We start from the raw sequence: 16,634 nt of genomic DNA, 5'->3' as shown, positions 1-16,634 counted from the left end.
CACTTCTCCTATGAAAAGGTATACTGAAACTAGTGACTATGGATTGAGGAGGATATATTTTGGAACTTATTATACCGATTACAGGAAATGTGAAACACGCAATAACTTTAGATCCTACTGTTTGGATCTTTGATGATCGACGGATCGATCTAGATGAATTCTTCTCAGAGGATTTTGTCGAAAAAGATGAAATGGAAGAGTACAAAGAAAAAATGGGTAAGCACTGGTCTAGAGAAATCATGGAAGGCGCTACTTATCCTCCCACTTTAAAAAGCGAAAAAAGGTTTGAAAAAGATAAGATGTTATCCAGCAGCTTCGGCATCGTATTAAAGCCATTCATACACAATGCTGTACCTTCAGCAAACGCAACTACGTTTACACTTATTACTAAAGATGAAAAATACACCTATCCACTTGAGGAAGCAAGCAACATTATTTTCAAATTCAGTCATAACGGTAAACCTCTTCGGGAAGACGGTCCCGTACATGTTCTGTTTAAAGACGGATCGAATCAAGATTCACCGATTCGTCATGTTCAGGCTATCCAAGTGGATTGAAGGAGAAATTTCAATGCGCGTAAAATGTGTTATATGTGATCAAAACGATCAATTAGAAGATAACAATCCGCTGGCCAAAAAATTACGAAACCGCCCTATTCATACGTATATGTGTCCAGAATGTAAAGAGCGGATCAGTAACTTGACCGAGAAACGAATTGCGACTGGTAACTTTGTTTTTCACCGCAGTTCAGATCTTACCGAAAAAGATTTTTAAACAAAATAAAAAAGACTCTGTTACTGAGTAACGGAGTCTTTTTTATATTCATTCATTCGTCGAACACGATAGATAATAAGAATGGCAGCAGCCACGAACAGTCCTTCTACGATCGGAAGGAAGAAAGCTAAGAATGTTAGTATTATACATCCAATAAATAAGAACGTATAAATAATGACATTTCGACCAAAACTAATCTTTCTCGCAAATCCAAGCTTATACACAATAGCAGACATGATGAAAACGAGTGCAAACAGAATATATCCAGCTGCCGTAAAATTGGGTGAATACTCATAAATTATACGAGCGGTTCCCGACAACCGATTGTAGACCATTTCTGAATCCTCTACTCTCATTCCATACATTCCCTTCTATTTCTATTATTCGCCAAGTTTCTTCTTTTTATTTACACGTTCACGTTCATTCTTATCAAGAACTTTTTTACGCAAACGAATAGTTTGTGGTGTCACTTCACAGTACTCGTCATCGCCAATGTATTGCAATGCTTCTTCAAGCGACATAATACGAGGTTTTTTCGTCGTAACGGTTTGATCTTTTGTAGCTGAACGAACGTTAGTAGCATGCTTAACTTTCGTCAAGTTGATTGTTAAGTCGCTATCACGGTTACTTTCTCCTACTACCATACCTGCGTAAATTTCTGCACCTGTTTCCACGAACATAGTTCCACGGTCTTCTAACTGCATTATACTGTAACCAGTAACTGTACCGTTCTCCATGGAAACCAGTACACCGTGACGTCTGCCACCAATTTTACCTGAAGTAACCGGCTTGTAGCTGTCAAATGTATGGTTAAGAATTCCGTATCCACGTGTTAGTGTCAAGAATTCTGTTGTATACCCGATCAATCCACGAGCAGGTACTAAGAAGATTAATCGCACTTGGCCGTTTCCGTTATTAATCATATCCAACATTTCACCTTTACGCTCACCGATAGACTCGATGATAGATCCAGTGTGTTCTTCCGGTACATCAATTTGTACACGCTCGAAAGGCTCGCTCCGCTTGCCATCAATTTCACGAATGATTACTTGAGGCTTAGATACTTGAAGTTCATAACCTTCACGACGCATATTTTCTATAAGAATAGACAAGTGCAATTCTCCACGGCCGGATACAATCCACTCATCTGGAGAGTCTGTTGGATCCACACGCAATGAAACGTCAGTCTCAAGCTGTTGATCTAGTCGTTCTTGAATTTTACGTGCTGTTACCCATTTACCTTCGCGGCCTGCAAAAGGACTGTTATTCACTAGGAAACGCATTTGCAACGTAGGTTCATCGATATAAAGTTCAGGAAGGGCCTCTTGATGATCAGTAGGACAAACTGTTTCACCTACGTCAATATCTCCCATTCCAGAAACCGCTACGAGGTCACCCGCATATGCTTCTTGTACTTCGACTCTTTTCAAGCCTAAGAAACCGTATAATTTGGTTACGCGCAAGTTCTTTACTGAACCGTCACGCTTAAGCACTGCGACTTGTTCTCCAACTTTCATCGTTCCACGGAAAATACGTCCGATACCAATACGGCCTACATAGTCGTTATAGTCCAATAATGACACTTGGAACTGAAGTGGCTCATCGCGGTTATCAATTGGTGAAGGAATATTTTCTAAAATGGATTCGTAAAGTACACGCAATGTGTCTTCCTGTGTTTCTGGATCAGGAGAAAGACTTGCTGTACCGTTAAATCCTGAAGCATACACGACTGGGAACTCTAATTGCTCATCGTTTGCATCGAGCTCTATAAATAATTCAAGCACTTCGTCTACTACTTCTTCTGGTCTTGCAAATTCACGGTCAATTTTATTTACAACAACGATTGGCTTGAGGTTTGTTTCCAATGCTTTTTTCAATACAAAACGAGTTTGTGGCATACAACCTTCAAATGCATCGACAACTAAAATTACGCCGTCTACCATACGCAAGATACGTTCTACTTCACCACCGAAGTCGGCGTGTCCTGGTGTATCCATGATGTTGATTTTTGTGTCATTATATTCAATAGCTGTATTTTTAGCTAGAATCGTAATTCCTCGTTCACGCTCTAGTTCGTTTGAATCCATTGCGCGGTCATCTACGTGCTCATTCGACCGGAAAATACCGGATTGTTTAAGTAATTGGTCGACCAATGTCGTTTTACCATGGTCTACGTGGGCAATAATTGCAATATTTCTAAGATCAGTACGTTCGTTTGTCATTTTTTCACTCCGTTTATCTTTATTTCAGATGTTCAACTGTGTTATTATAGCACAAGATAGTCCAATTAAATAATATTTTAATTTATATGGAGGGATTTTTTTGAAAGACATTAAGTGGATTTTCGTAATGTATTCACTCGGCGCTGTACTTTCCATGTCTGCAATAGGCGTGGGGGTAGGTATGCGTAGCATATTGGTTGTCATTCTCGCAATTGTCGCTCTAGTATTAATAATGGGTAATGGATTCAAAACAAAAGCACGTATGCGTAGAGAAGGCACGCTTTAAATAACGCAAAGGGACTGTACATTAAACCGTGTAGGTTTAACAAACAGCCCCTTTTTTTATTTTAGTCGGATATATTTTGATAAAATTTCCTCATGTAATCCTGGACGTGTGACAATAAATGTGTCAGTTCCAAGGAGATGCGGTCTCACACCTTCTAAGTTTGTCGCTACAGCCCCTACTTCTTGCGCAATAACGATTCCACCAGCTATATCCCAAGGTGCTAGCCGCATAGAAATATACGCGTCAATCCTTCCTGACGATACATATGCTAGTTCAATCGCAGCCGAACCGTATGAACGCGTTCCGCGGCAACGTGTGACGAGCTCAATAATCTTTTCATTTTCCACTCGATGGTTTGGAGCAACCCAACTAGCATTGATGCCGATAATTGCATCTTCAAGTGGTGTAATTTCCAACTGCGGAAGACGCTCATCATTGAAATAAGCACCTTCATCTTTCGCTGCATGGTATAACTCATCCCGCATTACATCATATATGTAGCCCAGCATCCCCACGCCGTCTACATAAATCCCCAATGAAATCGCAAAGTTTCTTCTTTGATGGATAAAATTCATCGTTCCATCAATTGGATCCAGGAACCAAACTACTCCGTCAAGCGAAGTAATCTTATCTCCAAATCCCTCTTCTGAAACCATTTTATGCTCTGGAAAGTCTTGTTTTACCCGTTCAACAAAAAAGCTTTCGACTTCTCTATCGATATTGGTAACTAAATCGTTAGCGTCTGCCTTTGAATCGATGTCAATTGTACTAAAAAAAGACACGCGTATTTTGTGGCCAGCCTCTTTGATCAACGATTTCGCATATCGATCTATCGCATTAAGATTCATTCTGCCACCTCTTCCCATTCCGACTATCGCTAGTATAACACAGAGGCAACGGAACAAAAGAGATAACAGTTACAGCATATTAAGTAAAAAGACACCCCGTCACATTTTCTTCAATTCTGAAGTAAAATGGGGATGTCTTTTATTAAACTATAGTTACATCGAGAAAACATCAAGTCTCTCCATTTCATTGTGAATTTCCATTAATCGTAGTTTACTTTTATCTTCCTGAACCGTGTCTTCGTCTTGTAGTGCGTCGTATAGAGTAGCTAATTCATAATCCAATTCCAATTGTAATGTTCTCACATATTCTCTCTCAACATCTTCTTTTCGGATAAAATGAACGACCTGTTTCATAAGTAGCACCCCTTTTAGTTAATATTTGACTCTAACCGCCTTATAAGTAAGATATGCGAAGATTCCGACTCTTATTGGTTAGAAGCCTTGTTAATTTAAATTATTCCCCGTTTACTGGTAAGATAAACGTAATCACTACAAACTGGAGGAGATTTTCTTGATTCAGTCTTATTGGTCATCAAATGATTTTGATGTTTTTAGCATTGATGGCTTAGATCATCGCATGACAGCTTTGCAGAAAAAGATACAACCGAAATTCATAGAATTAGGAAATCATTTTGCACACCGCCTTTCCGCACACGGTACGGGTGAGTTTTTCCCTCATGTCGCAAAACACGCAAGACGCACTGTAAATCCGCCACGAGATAGCTGGGTGGCATTTGCTCCTGCCAAGCGAGGTTATAAAGCGCTACCTCACTTTCAGATTGGCTTATGGGGCTCTCATTTATTCATCGTATTGGCAATTATTTATGAAAATCCCGATAAAAAAGGGATTGCTGAACGTTTGGAAAAAGAAATGCATGTCCTGTCTTCGTTACCGAACGATTTTGTTGTGTCCGGAGATCATATGAAACCTGAAGCTGAGCGTATAAGTGAAGTAGGTACAGAAGGACTTGAGAAATTATTGGATCGTCTACAAACTGTGAAAAAGGCAGAGTTTTTAGTTGGTCGGCACCTATCAAGAGATGAGGCAAACAAAATGAGTGAAGAGCAGTTTTATGAGTATGCAGAGGATACGTTCACGAAGTTATTGCCTGTTTACGATGTAGTTATTCATTCCTTTGACTGAAAATCAACATGGCAAATAATAACACACCGTTGATTAACGTACTGGGCGAATGTTTCCTTTTACGTTCAACTAATATGGAATTCCGGAGAAAAGAGTCCATGTAAAAGTGAGATTAAAAATAAAGAGGCTGGGACATAACTATATTCCCCCGTTTCCCTGCACTCCGAAAGGCACGCTTTCCGAGGGGCGTGATTTGAGCCAAGCGAACAACGTAGGGTTCGCTTTGCCGTATTTCTGTGTACTTTGCAGAAATTAAGGCACCTGTCCAGGGTCTCAAGACGCACGCTGATCCCTCAGGAGTCGGCCTTTCTCCGTTCCGGTACACTCTGTTACTCTAAAAAATATTTACTGATAAGAACAGAAAAAAGCGTAAAGGGACTCATAAACCCCCTTACGTTTTTTCTGTTCTGTCCCAACCTTTTTTGCTTTACTTACTTTTTCACTTTTAATAGTTCACCTGGTCGGCTTTCTTTAGCCGCTTTCACTACGCGAAATGCTACATAGTCACTACTTTCCTCGAATTCCTTGCACAACGTTTTTTCTTCAGCCATAGATGGAACTACACTTTTGAAAGCCCGATAGTATTCCATAAATTCATTTCGTTCAATATTCGATTCATATGCTTGCTCTACTTTTGTAAAAAAGTTGACTACCTTAACAATTTCTTCTGTTGACCAATCTGCACGTAGCGGATATTGATAACCTGCCATTTTCTTCTCTCCTTACCTGACACTCCATTTTTCTCGTATAGCGTTTGCTTCATTTTTCATTCGTTCAAACAATTCAGCGACGCTTGGAACATCTTCAATCATACCCGCTACTTGACCACCCCAACCAAAACCTTGTTCTCTTGCTCCATCATGAATGAACTTTCGATTCGCGTCCCCGCTAATGAATGTTTTCAATCCTTCATAGCCCGCATTTTCCGCTTCCAACTTCAAAATTTTGTCAGTCCACTCATTCGTTAATGCGCGTGCAGGTGCACCGATTGTACGTTTAATAACTGTTGTATCTTGTTCACTGCTTGCTAAAAGAGAATCCAGATAAGCTGGTGACGCATCGACACATTCTTTCGTCGCTATGAAACGAGTTCCCATCTCAATTCCTTCTGCCCCGAGTGCTTGTGCAGCCATCCAACCTCGTCCATCACCAATACCCCCGGATCCAATGACCGGTATACTGACGGAATCTACAATTCTTGGAATCAATACCATCGTACCTATATCATCACGTCCTAAATGCCCGCCACCTTCTTGTCCAACAGCAATGACAGCGTCCGCACCAATCTCCTCAGCCTTTTGTGCTTGTCTTCTAGCAGCCACTAACACCATTTTCTTCACGTCAGTCCCTTTAAGCATATCGAAAAGAGGCACAGGATTTCCCCCTGTAACCGAAATAACAGTAATCTTTTCTTCAAGTGCAGCTTCCACCATTGCTTCATATGATCGACCATGATTACCAATTGCAAAATTCACACTGAAAGGTTTATCTGTTTTTTCGCGAACTTTGCGAATTTCTTCTTTCAATGCCTCAGGTGAAGGGAGACTCATTGCTGTAATTTGGCCGAGTCCACCTCCTTCCGAAACGGCAACGGCAAGGTCTGAATAAGCCAAATACGCGAGTCCACCTTGCACAATCGGGTATTCAATTCCGAAAAGTTCTGTCACTCTAGTTTTCCACATAAACATCCCCCTTTATCAAAATCTAAAAAAGCCCATGAGAAAAATATTCCCATGGGCTGTTCAATTCTAGCTGTTTTATTTCGTCATCATGTGAATCGGCTTACCAAGAGCAACTTCTGCTGCTTCCATAGAAATCTCGCCTAGTGTAGGGTGCGCATGGATTGTCATAGATATATCTTCAAGAGTCATACCTGCTTCAATCGCTAAACCAAGTTCCGCAATCATGTCAGAAGCGTTTTCTCCAACGATTTGCGCGCCTAGCAACAAGCCATCTTCTTTACGACCTACAAGCTTCACGAAACCTTCTGTAGCATCCAATGAAAGCGCACGTCCGTTTGCTGCAAACGGGAATTTACCGCTTACTACGTCATACCCTTCATCTTTTGCTTGTTTTTCATTTAAGCCAACAGTTGCCAGTTCTGGATCTGTGAAGCATACAGCTGGTATAGCCATATAGTCTACTTCAGATTTCTCTCCAGAAATAGCTTCTGCCGCTACTTTCGCCTCGTAAGAAGCTTTGTGTGCAAGCTGAGGACCTGCTACGATATCACCGATTGCATACACATTCGGTACATTCGTACGGCACTGCTTGTCCACTTCGATCAAACCGCGGTCAGACATGTTCAAGCCTAGACCTTCCAAACCGATTTCATCTGTATTTGGACGACGACCTACAGTTACAAGAACGTAGTCCGCTTCAATTTTCACTTCTTCACCTTTAGCTTCATATGTGACTACGACGCCATCTTTTGTTTCTTCAACGCCTTTAGCAGATGCGCTTACAACTACTTCAACGCCTTTTTTCTTCAGGCCTTTTTTAACGATCTGCGTCATTTGTTTTTCGAAACCAGCCAGGATATCATCCGCACCTTCAAGAATGGTTACTTCAGATCCTAGATTAGCATAAGCTGAACCAAGCTCTGTACCAATATAGCCGCCACCAACGACGACAAGCTTCTTCGGTAATTCTTTCAAATTTAAAGCGCCAGTAGAATTGATTACACGGTCAGTAAATTTGAATGAAGGTATTTCAACCGGGCGTGAACCCGTTGCGATAATCACGTTGTTGAATTTATATGTTTGGGCAGAGTTTTCTGTCATCACGCGTACAGTATTCGTATCTACGAAATATGCTTCACCTGCAATCGTTTCTACTTTATTTCCTTTTAGTAAACCGGATACGCCACCAGTTAACTTAGAAACAACGCTTTCCTTAAACTTCATTGCTTTAGAAAAGTCTAATTCGACAGACTTCGCAGTAATTCCCATTGCATCTGCATTCTGTGCTTCCACAAAGCGATGTCCAACAGAGATCATTGCTTTGGAAGGAATACATCCGACGTTCAAACAAACTCCGCCAATTGTACCTTTTTCCACGATTGTAACTTTTTGACCAAGTTGAGCTGCACGTATTGCTGCAACGTATCCCCCTGGTCCTGAACCTACTACGAGTGTGTCAACTTCAATTGGAAAATCTCCTACTACCATGTGATTTACGCCTCCATTAATAAAAGTGATGGATTACTAATTAATTCCTTAAGATAGTTTAACGCTAATTGTCCCGTTACGCCATCAATCACTCTGTGATCAAACACTAAAGATAATGCTAACATAGGTGCCACTACAATTTCACCATTTTTTACTACAGGTTTTTCAGAAATTCTTCCGATACCTAAAATCGCTACTTCCGGGTGATTAATTATCGGTGTAAACCATTGTCCACCTGCAGAACCAATATTCGTGATTGTACAAGAAGCACCCTTCATTTCTGCTCCTTGAAGTTTTCCATCTCGCGCTTTTCCAGCGAGCTCATTCACTTCATTTGAGATGGCAAACATCGACTTACGATCAGCATTTTTCACGACCGGAACCATTAGACCGCGATCCGTATCTGCCGCAATTCCAATATTATAATAATGTTTTTGGATTAACTCTTCTGTCTCATCGTCCAATGACGTATTTAGTTGAGGGAACTCGCGCAGGGTCGCCACAAGTGCTTTTACTACATACGGAAGATACGTTAACTTCACATTTTTCTCTGCTGCAATCGCTTTGAATTCTTTACGATGTGCAACTAATGCAGTGACGTCGACTTCATCCAGCAATGTAACATGAGCAGCTGTATGCTTGGAATTCGACATAGCTTTCGAGATAGCTTTTCGCATAGGAGACAATTTCTCACGAGTCTCTGGGAATTTGCCTTCGAAGACAGGAGCTTGTTTCTCCGCAGTTGAAGGTGTTTCCGCATCTTGCTGTGAATTCGTCGTTTCATCAACAGGTTGTTGATCTCCCGCTTTAAATGAATCTATGTCTTCTTTTAGTACACGGCCATTTTTCCCGCTACCGGCGACTTGTGCTATCGTTACATCCTGTTCACGTGCATATTTACGAACAGACGGCATCGCGATGACTCGACGATTTTCATCCACCTCATTAGCAGATGGCTTAGCCGGTTGTTCTTCTTGCGGCTGTGCCGGTGGTTGTTCTTCAGATGCTTGATCAGGTTTCTTGGAATCTACGCTACCAAGTGCTTCCCCTACTTGTTCGTGAGATTTTTCTGCACTCGCTTCTTCTTTAGAAGTATCCGTACTATCTTCATCGTCCTCATGATCTGGAATATTATGATCTGGTGCATCAAAACGCACTAATTTATCTCCAACAACTGCCACAGTACCTTCAGTAACATAAATTTCTTCAACTGTACCTGATACAGGTGACGGAATTTCTACTACAGATTTATCATTTTGTACTTCTAGTAATGTATCATCTTCTTGGATTTCATCGCCCGGTTTTACGAACCATTTGACGATCTCTCCTTCGTGTATACCTTCACCAATATCTGGTAATCGGAATTCATAAGTCACGTAATTCACCCTTCCTGGTTTGTCCAATAAGTATTTAAAATGTCAGAACTTCTTTCGCCTTCGCTGCAATATCTTTTGCATTAGGCAACCAAGTATTTTCGCCCGCTGCAAATGGATATACCGTGTCTGGTGCTGTCACTCGTAGCACCGGAGCTTCTAGGCTCAAAATCGCACGTTCAGTAATCTCAGCAACCACGTTAGCCGCAATTCCTGCTTGTCGCTGTGCTTCTTGTACTACAATTGCACGGTTCGTTTTTTCAACAGATTGAATAATAGTTTCTATATCTAGAGGCTGAATCGTACGTAAATCAATTACTTCCAATGAGTAATTTTCTTTTTCAAGTGCTTCAGCCGCCTTTAGGCTTTCTTGCACCATTGCACCATATGTGACAATCGTCAAATCTTTACCTTCACGTTTCACATCAGCTTTTCCTAAAGGTATAGAATATTCCTCTTCAGGAACTTCTTGTCTAAATGAACGATATAGTTTCATATGCTCCAAGAAGATTACAGGATCATCGCTCTTAATCGCAGATATGAGTAGTCCTTTTGCATCGTAAGGAGTCGACGGAATTACTACTGTTAAGCCAGGTTGTGATGCTACAAGGCCCTCCAAACTATCCGCGTGCATTTCAGGAGTCGCTACACCGCCACCAAATGGTGCACGAATTGTAATTGGCGCATTGAAGTGTCCACCTGTTCTGAAGTTCATTCTTGCAATTTGACCGCTCACAGAATCCATTACTTCAAATAAAAAACCAAAGAATTGGATTTCCATTATAGGACGGAAACCGGTAAGCGCTAGTCCAATCGCCAATCCGCCAATACCAGATTCGGCTAATGGAGTGTCAAACACCCGCTCTTCTCCAAATTCTTTATGAAGGCCTTCCGTCGCGCGGAAGACACCTCCATTTGCACCTACGTCTTCACCGAACAGCAATACGTTTTCATCTGTTTTCAGCTCTGTACGAAGTGCATCTGTAATCGCTTGAATCATTGTTAATTCTGCCATGGGTTATTTCGACTCCTTTCCAGCATACGCATCCAATTGTTCTTGTAAGTTAAACGGCATTTCGCCCTTATACATAATTTTCATAAAGTCTGTTGCTTTTTGTTTAGGCTGCCCATCCGCCTTTTTAATCGCTTCTTTAATTTCTTCTTTCGCACGTTCAATGACTTTTTCTTCTTGTTCTTTAGACCAGATGCCTTTAGCTTCCAGGTATGTTCTGAAACGAACGATCGGGTCACGTTTTTCCCACTCATCGTCAATATCCGATGTACGGTAGCGTGTCGGATCATCGCCAGCCATCGTATGCGGACCGTAACGGTAACACATAGTTTCGATTAGTGTTGGTCCATCTCCGTTCACTGCACGTTCTCTAGCATCACGTGTTGCTACATATACCGCCAATGGATCCATCCCATCCACTAGCACACTTGGCATACCTGCTGCTACACCCTTTTGAGCAAGTGTTTTTGCCGCTGTCTGTACATCACGATGTGTAGAGATTGCATATTGGTTATTCTGAATGACGAAGATCGCAGGTACTTTAAATGCGCCCGCAAAGTTTATTCCTTCGTAGAAATCACCTTGCGATGTTCCACCATCACCCGTGTACGTAATGACAACTGATTTTTGTCCTTTTTTCTTAAAGCCTAGACCTACACCAGCTGCCTGGACATATTGAGCACCAATAATGATTTGTGGCGGGAAGATATTGAGTCCATCAGGAATAACACTTCCTGCATAATGTCCTCTTGACCACAAGAATGCCATATGCAACGGCCAGCCATGGAATAATAGCTGAGGAACATCACGATATCCCGGGAGAATAAAATCATCTTTTTCTAACGCATATTGAGAAGCTAACTGGGAAGCTTCTTGCCCCGCTGTCGGAGCATAAAACCCAAGACGTCCTTGTCTATTTAAAGAAATGGATCGTTGGTCAAGAATACGTGTATACACCATGCGATTCATCAATTCCACTAATTCTTCATCTGGAAGTTTCGGATCCAAGTCCTTATCTACAATCTTTCCTTCTTCGTTTAATATTTGCACCATATCAAATTGGCTTTCAATCAGTTGAAGCGCTTTCACTGGATCATACTGATTACCTTTTTTAGCTACCATATCTTGATCTCTCCTTCGTATCTGTATTATATATTTTAAAAATAAAGTTGATACAACCTCTTATGTTTATTAGTATACGCAAAACTGAGCGCTTGGTCAACCCTTGTGATTAAAGACTTTCTCTTGTTTTTATACTTTTCAAAAAATGCACTGTACTAAAACAATATCTATTCTGTATTGGTACAGGGATAGTTTTTCGTGACATATACTACGAAATCAATATGGATGAAAGTCCTCAACAGGGATCCGTATAGCAATTTCAAATCACAAACCATCTACATCACTAAAAATCTCTTGATCACGAGTTGTCTTGTGCATACTTATCCGTTTCACCTATTTGAACTCTTTACTTTACATTTCCTCTTTACTGCTGTTCTAAACTTTTCAAAGCGCGAGCTGTTAATCTGTTTACTTCCTTAGTCGAATCATTGAATTCTGAAAGTAACCGTTGACAAGAAGCAATTAATTCATTTACTACATTGACATGCTTTTGGAGTTCATGCTCGCGGATGGATTGATCTTCAAGTTGTGTATATAACTGCGCCTGACTGTCTAGTAGCTTTTTATACTGCATGATGAATGCTTCATGTATTTCTGAACGTTCATCATGTTCTTCCACCACTTCATCTATTTGGTTCGTTACATCTGCTTGCTTTACCCATTCAGACATTTGGTCTATCGCTCTCTTCGACTCACGTAAAGCACTTTCCTCTTTTTCTAATAATAGAGCTCGTTCATGTGCAGACTTTTTCATCGCGACTACTCGCCGCTTCACTTCCTGGTATTGTTGTTGAGACAGCTCCATCGTCTCAATGAACAGAGCCTGTTCCTTCTGCTCTTTCTCAAACAACTTCCTTCCAAAGTTGTTCCCTTGTTTTTCTTTTTCATTCACCGCAACAAGTAAATCTGTAAATTGTTGAGTTACTTCAGATTCTCGAGAACAACTAGTTAGTAGAAGGAACACAAACAATACACACAGTACTTTTTTCATTAATTACCCTCCTGACGCTTTATATACTTTTTTCTTTCACCATTTTTCTCATTCGTTTATACTGTATAATAGGAAGTTGGTTCTTACGATTATATACCCTTACTACACGTCAGTTACCAGTTTACGATAGACTATACAGTACTTATTACATCCGAAAGGAAGAGTAGAAATGATTTTAATGAATGATATCATCCGAGAAGGTCACCCAACATTGCGTTTAAAAGCAAAAGAGGTGAGTTTTCCCTTAAGTAATGAAGACCGTCAATTATGCGATGATTTATTGGAGTATGTCGTCAATAGCCAAGATGACAAGTTGAGTGAAAAATACGGCCTACGTTCAGGTATCGGTTTAGCCGCTCCACAAGTCAATGCATCCAAAAGAATTTTCGCTTTGCATATACCTGACGGTGAAAATCTTTTAGAAAACTTTATAGCTATTAACCCTAAGATCATTAGCCATTCCGTCGAAAAAACCTATATAGAGACCGGCGAAGGCTGTTTATCAGTAGATCGTGAAGTGCCTGGTTATGTCCCTCGTTATGCGAGAATTACCGTTAAAGCATTTGATAAGGAAGGTAACGTTATTAAGAAGCGTTTAAAAGGATTGCCCGCGATCGCTTTCCAACACGAATTGGACCATTTGAATGGCATTATGTTCTATGACCATATCGACGAGAGCGCTCCATACAAAGATATTCCTGGTGCCACAGCATTTGACAGAGAGTAAAGCATTTAAACTTGACAGAACGACGATTTTCTGTTACAGTCTTGTCAAGGAGTGATGATGCCATGTATAAACGTCTAAAACGCAAATTGCTAAGACGACTTAATGGCCTGCTCGGTAAAAAGACGATTGCTTAGACTTTTACGCCCGCCAACTAAATTGGTGGGCTTTTCTTTATTTTAGGGAAATTGCATGCTATTATTGATGATATGTATTATTAGGAACGTAAAAAGGAGAGTTAAACATGATTTACAAAGTATATTACCATTTAAACGTACATGAAGTCCCAGTCCGCGAGAACACACTCAGCTTGTATGTAGAAGCTGAAACAGAAAAAGAAGTCCGTGATCAACTGAAAGATCGCGATCTTATGATTGAATACGTACAAAAGCTGGAAGGCGAGCATTTAACATATGAACAAGCTTCCCCAGACTTTCACGTTGAGCAGGTCTAATCAATGAAATCTATTAAAAACAATGAAACAGCCGTTTTCGCCCTAGGCGGACTAGGTGAAATCGGTAAAAATACGTATTGTGTACAATTCCAAGATGAAATCATCATTATTGATGCTGGAATCAAATTTCCTGAAGACGAATTGCTAGGTATTGACTATGTGATTCCAGATTACACGTACCTTGAACGCAATATCGATAAGATCAAGGGACTTTTCATCACACATGGTCACGAAGACCATATCGGGGGAATTCCCTATCTATTACGCAAAGTGAATGTCCCCGTCTATGGCGGAAAGCTAGCAATTGGATTGCTTCGCAATAAGTTGGAAGAACACGGATTGTTGCGTACTACGGAAATTCATGAGATTGAAGAAGATGATTTTATCAAATTCCGTAAAACAGCAGTATCATTCTTCAGAACTACGCACAGTATTCCTGACGCATTCGGTGTAGTGGTTAAAACTCCATCCGGTAATATCGTCCATACGGGAGACTTTAAATTCGACTTTACGCCTGTCGGTGAACCTGCGAACTTGCATAAGATGGCCAAAATCGGTAGTGAAGGAGTACTTTGTTTGTTATCAGACAGTACAAATGCAGAAGTACCTAACTTCACAATGTCCGAACGTAAAGTTGGAGAAAGCTTGAATGATATTTTCCGTACAGTAGATGGACGAATTATTTTCGCTACATTTGCATCCAATATCCACAGACTACAACAAGTGATTGAATCGGCGCAGATTTTCGGTCGGAAAATTGCTGTCTTCGGTCGTAGTATGGATAACGCCATCACGATCGGCCGTGAACTTGGATATATCGACGCTCCAAAAGATTTATTCGTCGATGCACAATCACTCAACCGACTACCCGCTAATAAAGTCATGATTTTATGTACGGGTAGCCAAGGTGAACCGATGGCTGCACTGTCACGGATTGCAAATGGTACACATAGACAAGTTCAAATCCAACCTGGAGATACGGTTATTTTCTCATCTTCACCAATTCCAGGTAATACACTAAGCGTAAACAAAGCGATTAACTCACTTTTCCGTGCGGGTGCAGAAGTTATTCACGGTCCATTGAACAACATCCACACTTCTGGTCACGGATCGCAAGAAGAGCAAAAGCTTATGTTGCGTTTAATCAAACCTAAATATTTCATGCCAATTCATGGTGAATACCGTATGATGAATATGCATTCTCAACTCGCAATAGACTGCGATGTTGAACCCGATAACATTTTTATCATGGGTAACGGCGACGTACTTGCCCTTACTGACTCGACAGCTAGACTTGCTGGACGTGTACCTTCAGGCGATGTGTACATTGACGGAAGCGGCATCGGTGACATCGGTAACGTCGTACTGCGCGACAGACGAATTCTCTCAGAAGATGGTCTGGTCATCGTGGTAGCTACAATTGACACGAAAAAGAACCGCTTAGTATCCGGCCCTGACCTTATCTCACGTGGTTTCGTCTACATGCGTGAATCCGGCGCAATGATCAACGAAGCCCAATACATGCTGTCCAAAACATTACAGCGTAAACTGGCTGCTAAACCGGATTCTATTAACAATCTTAAGGGCGACATCATCGATACACTCGTTCCCTATTTATATGAGAAAACGAAGCGTAAACCAATGATTCTTCCTGTCATCATGGAACTTTAAAAAACATAAAAAAGCAAGTGCACTTTAGCACTTGCTTCAGACTGAAGACAACTCCTATTAACTTGGAGCATGTCTTCAGTTTTTTATTTAATTTACTATACAAGAAGTGTTTCATGATGAATCAACAGCGCTTTCGCCCTAATCCACACTCAATGCAATGCCTTTCGTTCAAACCGGTGAATATCTAGATCGGAACCAATCACAATTAACACATCATTAACTTCTATCTGTTCAATCGCTTGCGGAGAGACGAGTATATGGGTTCCACGCTTAATTGCCACAATGTTCACACCGTATTTGGCACGAATGTCCAAATCGATCAGCGAAGACCCTGCTATGTGATTATTCGCTTGAATCTCCACAATGGAGTATTCATCCGACAACTCTAGATAATCTAAAATATTATTGGATACCAAGTTATTCGCAATTCGTTTCCCCATGTCTCGCTCGGGGTGAACGACTTGATCTGCTCCAATTTTACGCAATACTTTTTCATGATAATCATTTTGCGCTTTCACTGTAATACGTTCTACACCGATTTCTTTTAAAATCAGCGTAGTCAAAATGCTCGCTTGAATGTTTTCTCCGATTGCAATCACTACATGTTCAAAATTCCGGATACCTAAAGAACGTAATGCGGCTTCATCCGTAGTATCGACAGCTACAGCCTGCGTGGCAATATTCGCGTATTCCTCTACGCGTTCTTCTGACTTATCGATCGCCATCACATCCGCTTCTAGTTCAATCAATTCTTTAACAATACTACCACCGAAACGTCCTAAGCCAATTACTACAAATTCCTTTTTCATCTCATCACTCCTCGCCATTGCAAAAAGTTATACT

Annotated in this window: 19 protein-coding genes; 7 read left to right on the top strand and 12 right to left on the bottom strand. The window is 40.9% G+C overall.

What is annotated here, in order from left to right:
- Positions 1–59 precede the first annotated feature (59 nt).
- Positions 60–557 (top strand): hypothetical protein, encoded by a 498-nt coding sequence (locus SporoP17a_RS14395; RefSeq protein ID WP_083035323.1) that lies wholly within the window; start codon positions 60–62, stop codon positions 555–557.
- Between the two features lie 13 nt (positions 558–570).
- Positions 571–774, top strand: a complete 204-nt coding sequence (locus SporoP17a_RS14390) for a YlaI family protein (protein WP_083035322.1) — start codon at positions 571–573, stop codon at positions 772–774.
- A gap of 20 nt (positions 775–794) precedes the next feature.
- Here SporoP17a_RS14390 and SporoP17a_RS14385 read toward each other — a convergent pair whose 3' ends face one another.
- Both SporoP17a_RS14385 and typA read right to left on the bottom strand, forming a co-directional pair.
- Complete coding sequence (locus SporoP17a_RS14385) at positions 795–1,130, bottom strand: YlaH-like family protein (protein ID WP_335695490.1); 336 nt, start codon at positions 1,128–1,130, stop codon at positions 795–797.
- Positions 1,131–1,154: 24 nt separating this feature from the next.
- Complete coding sequence (typA, locus tag SporoP17a_RS14380) at positions 1,155–2,996, bottom strand: translational GTPase TypA (protein WP_083035320.1); 1,842 nt, start codon at positions 2,994–2,996, stop codon at positions 1,155–1,157.
- Positions 2,997–3,096: 100 nt separating this feature from the next.
- Here typA and SporoP17a_RS14375 point away from each other — a divergent pair, with 100 nt between their 5' ends.
- Positions 3,097–3,282, top strand: coding sequence for a YlaF family protein (locus tag SporoP17a_RS14375; RefSeq protein WP_083035319.1), 186 nt, complete (start codon positions 3,097–3,099; stop codon positions 3,280–3,282).
- 56 nt (positions 3,283–3,338) lie between these two features.
- On the opposite strand, the gene SporoP17a_RS14370 is transcribed toward SporoP17a_RS14375, so the two are convergent.
- A complete protein-coding gene (locus tag SporoP17a_RS14370) occupies positions 3,339–4,130 on the bottom strand; it encodes an inositol monophosphatase family protein (protein WP_083035318.1) in 792 nt (263 codons plus the stop codon).
- Between the two features lie 153 nt (positions 4,131–4,283).
- Entirely contained in the window at positions 4,284–4,484 is a 201-nt protein-coding gene (locus tag SporoP17a_RS14365) for a hypothetical protein (protein WP_083035317.1), read from the bottom strand.
- 160 nt (positions 4,485–4,644) lie between these two features.
- Here SporoP17a_RS14365 and SporoP17a_RS14360 point away from each other — a divergent pair, with 160 nt between their 5' ends.
- Positions 4,645–5,274, top strand: a complete 630-nt coding sequence (locus tag SporoP17a_RS14360; protein ID WP_083036134.1) for a YktB family protein — start codon at positions 4,645–4,647, stop codon at positions 5,272–5,274.
- A gap of 431 nt (positions 5,275–5,705) precedes the next feature.
- Here the strand turns inward: SporoP17a_RS14360 and SporoP17a_RS14355 are convergent, their stop codons facing one another.
- The 7 genes from SporoP17a_RS14355 to SporoP17a_RS14325 form a co-directional block, all read right to left on the bottom strand.
- The gene (locus SporoP17a_RS14355; RefSeq protein ID WP_083035316.1) at positions 5,706–5,984 is read right to left on the bottom strand and encodes a UPF0223 family protein; all 279 of its coding nucleotides are present in this window, start codon (positions 5,982–5,984) and stop codon (positions 5,706–5,708) included.
- A 12-nt stretch (positions 5,985–5,996) separates the two neighbouring features.
- Entirely contained in the window at positions 5,997–6,956 is a 960-nt protein-coding gene (locus tag SporoP17a_RS14350; RefSeq protein ID WP_083035315.1) for an NAD(P)H-dependent flavin oxidoreductase, read from the bottom strand.
- A gap of 75 nt (positions 6,957–7,031) precedes the next feature.
- Positions 7,032–8,444: a dihydrolipoyl dehydrogenase gene (lpdA, locus tag SporoP17a_RS14345; protein WP_083035314.1), complete on the bottom strand. Its 1,413-nt coding sequence runs from the start codon at positions 8,442–8,444 to the stop codon at positions 7,032–7,034.
- 5 nt (positions 8,445–8,449) lie between these two features.
- Positions 8,450–9,820 carry a dihydrolipoamide acetyltransferase family protein gene (locus tag SporoP17a_RS14340; RefSeq protein WP_083035313.1) on the bottom strand — a complete coding sequence of 457 codons (1,371 nt, stop codon included), beginning with the start codon at positions 9,818–9,820 and terminating at the stop codon, positions 8,450–8,452.
- Positions 9,821–9,854: 34 nt separating this feature from the next.
- Positions 9,855–10,832 carry an alpha-ketoacid dehydrogenase subunit beta gene (locus tag SporoP17a_RS14335; protein WP_083035312.1) on the bottom strand — a complete coding sequence of 326 codons (978 nt, stop codon included), beginning with the start codon at positions 10,830–10,832 and terminating at the stop codon, positions 9,855–9,857.
- 3 nt (positions 10,833–10,835) lie between these two features.
- Positions 10,836–11,951 (bottom strand): pyruvate dehydrogenase (acetyl-transferring) E1 component subunit alpha, encoded by a 1,116-nt coding sequence (gene pdhA, locus SporoP17a_RS14330; RefSeq protein ID WP_083035311.1) that lies wholly within the window; start codon positions 11,949–11,951, stop codon positions 10,836–10,838.
- 364 nt (positions 11,952–12,315) lie between these two features.
- A complete protein-coding gene (locus SporoP17a_RS14325; protein WP_083035310.1) occupies positions 12,316–12,942 on the bottom strand; it encodes a YkyA family protein in 627 nt (208 codons plus the stop codon).
- A 169-nt stretch (positions 12,943–13,111) separates the two neighbouring features.
- Between SporoP17a_RS14325 and def the strand changes: the two genes are divergently transcribed.
- The 3 genes from def to rnjA all read left to right on the top strand — a co-directional run bounded on the left by def (position 13,112) and on the right by rnjA (position 15,791).
- Positions 13,112–13,669 (top strand): peptide deformylase, encoded by a 558-nt coding sequence (gene def, locus SporoP17a_RS14320; protein ID WP_083035309.1) that lies wholly within the window; start codon positions 13,112–13,114, stop codon positions 13,667–13,669.
- A gap of 241 nt (positions 13,670–13,910) precedes the next feature.
- Positions 13,911–14,120 (top strand): DNA-dependent RNA polymerase subunit epsilon, encoded by a 210-nt coding sequence (locus SporoP17a_RS14315; protein ID WP_083035308.1) that lies wholly within the window; start codon positions 13,911–13,913, stop codon positions 14,118–14,120.
- 3 nt (positions 14,121–14,123) lie between these two features.
- Positions 14,124–15,791, top strand: coding sequence for a ribonuclease J1 (gene rnjA / locus SporoP17a_RS14310; protein ID WP_029052430.1), 1,668 nt, complete (start codon positions 14,124–14,126; stop codon positions 15,789–15,791).
- Between the two features lie 149 nt (positions 15,792–15,940).
- Here the strand turns inward: rnjA and SporoP17a_RS14305 are convergent, their stop codons facing one another.
- The gene (locus SporoP17a_RS14305) at positions 15,941–16,600 is read right to left on the bottom strand and encodes a potassium channel family protein (protein WP_083035307.1); all 660 of its coding nucleotides are present in this window, start codon (positions 16,598–16,600) and stop codon (positions 15,941–15,943) included.
- Positions 16,601–16,634: the final 34 nt, after the last annotated feature.

Source organism: Sporosarcina ureae (assembly GCF_002082015.1).
Lineage (GTDB): Bacteria > Bacillota > Bacilli > Bacillales_A > Planococcaceae > Sporosarcina > Sporosarcina ureae_A.
This window is presented reverse-complemented; position numbering and strand designations above follow the sequence as displayed.

What these genes read in the sequence shown, in the direction of transcription:
- SporoP17a_RS14350 (WP_083035315.1), bottom strand. Translation starts at nt 6,956, where the DNA reads ATGTGGAAAACTAGAGTGACAGAACTTTTCGGAATTGAATACCCGATT.
- SporoP17a_RS14305 (WP_083035307.1), bottom strand. Translation starts at nt 16,600, where the DNA reads ATGAAAAAGGAATTTGTAGTAATTGGCTTAGGACGTTTCGGTGGTAGT.
- typA (WP_083035320.1), bottom strand. Translation starts at nt 2,996, where the DNA reads ATGACAAACGAACGTACTGATCTTAGAAATATTGCAATTATTGCCCAC.
- SporoP17a_RS14325 (WP_083035310.1), bottom strand. Translation starts at nt 12,942, where the DNA reads ATGAAAAAAGTACTGTGTGTATTGTTTGTGTTCCTTCTACTAACTAGT.
- rnjA (WP_029052430.1), top strand. Translation starts at nt 14,124, where the DNA reads ATGAAATCTATTAAAAACAATGAAACAGCCGTTTTCGCCCTAGGCGGA.
- def (WP_083035309.1), top strand. Translation starts at nt 13,112, where the DNA reads ATGATTTTAATGAATGATATCATCCGAGAAGGTCACCCAACATTGCGT.
- SporoP17a_RS14365 (WP_083035317.1), bottom strand. Translation starts at nt 4,484, where the DNA reads ATGAAACAGGTCGTTCATTTTATCCGAAAAGAAGATGTTGAGAGAGAA.
- SporoP17a_RS14335 (WP_083035312.1), bottom strand. Translation starts at nt 10,832, where the DNA reads ATGGCAGAATTAACAATGATTCAAGCGATTACAGATGCACTTCGTACA.
- SporoP17a_RS14370 (WP_083035318.1), bottom strand. Translation starts at nt 4,130, where the DNA reads ATGAATCTTAATGCGATAGATCGATATGCGAAATCGTTGATCAAAGAG.
- lpdA (WP_083035314.1), bottom strand. Translation starts at nt 8,444, where the DNA reads ATGGTAGTAGGAGATTTTCCAATTGAAGTTGACACACTCGTAGTAGGT.
- SporoP17a_RS14355 (WP_083035316.1), bottom strand. Translation starts at nt 5,984, where the DNA reads ATGGCAGGTTATCAATATCCGCTACGTGCAGATTGGTCAACAGAAGAA.
- SporoP17a_RS14385 (WP_335695490.1), bottom strand. Translation starts at nt 1,130, where the DNA reads ATGAGAGTAGAGGATTCAGAAATGGTCTACAATCGGTTGTCGGGAACC.
- pdhA (WP_083035311.1), bottom strand. Translation starts at nt 11,951, where the DNA reads ATGGTAGCTAAAAAAGGTAATCAGTATGATCCAGTGAAAGCGCTTCAA.
- SporoP17a_RS14315 (WP_083035308.1), top strand. Translation starts at nt 13,911, where the DNA reads ATGATTTACAAAGTATATTACCATTTAAACGTACATGAAGTCCCAGTC.
- SporoP17a_RS14390 (WP_083035322.1), top strand. Translation starts at nt 571, where the DNA reads ATGCGCGTAAAATGTGTTATATGTGATCAAAACGATCAATTAGAAGAT.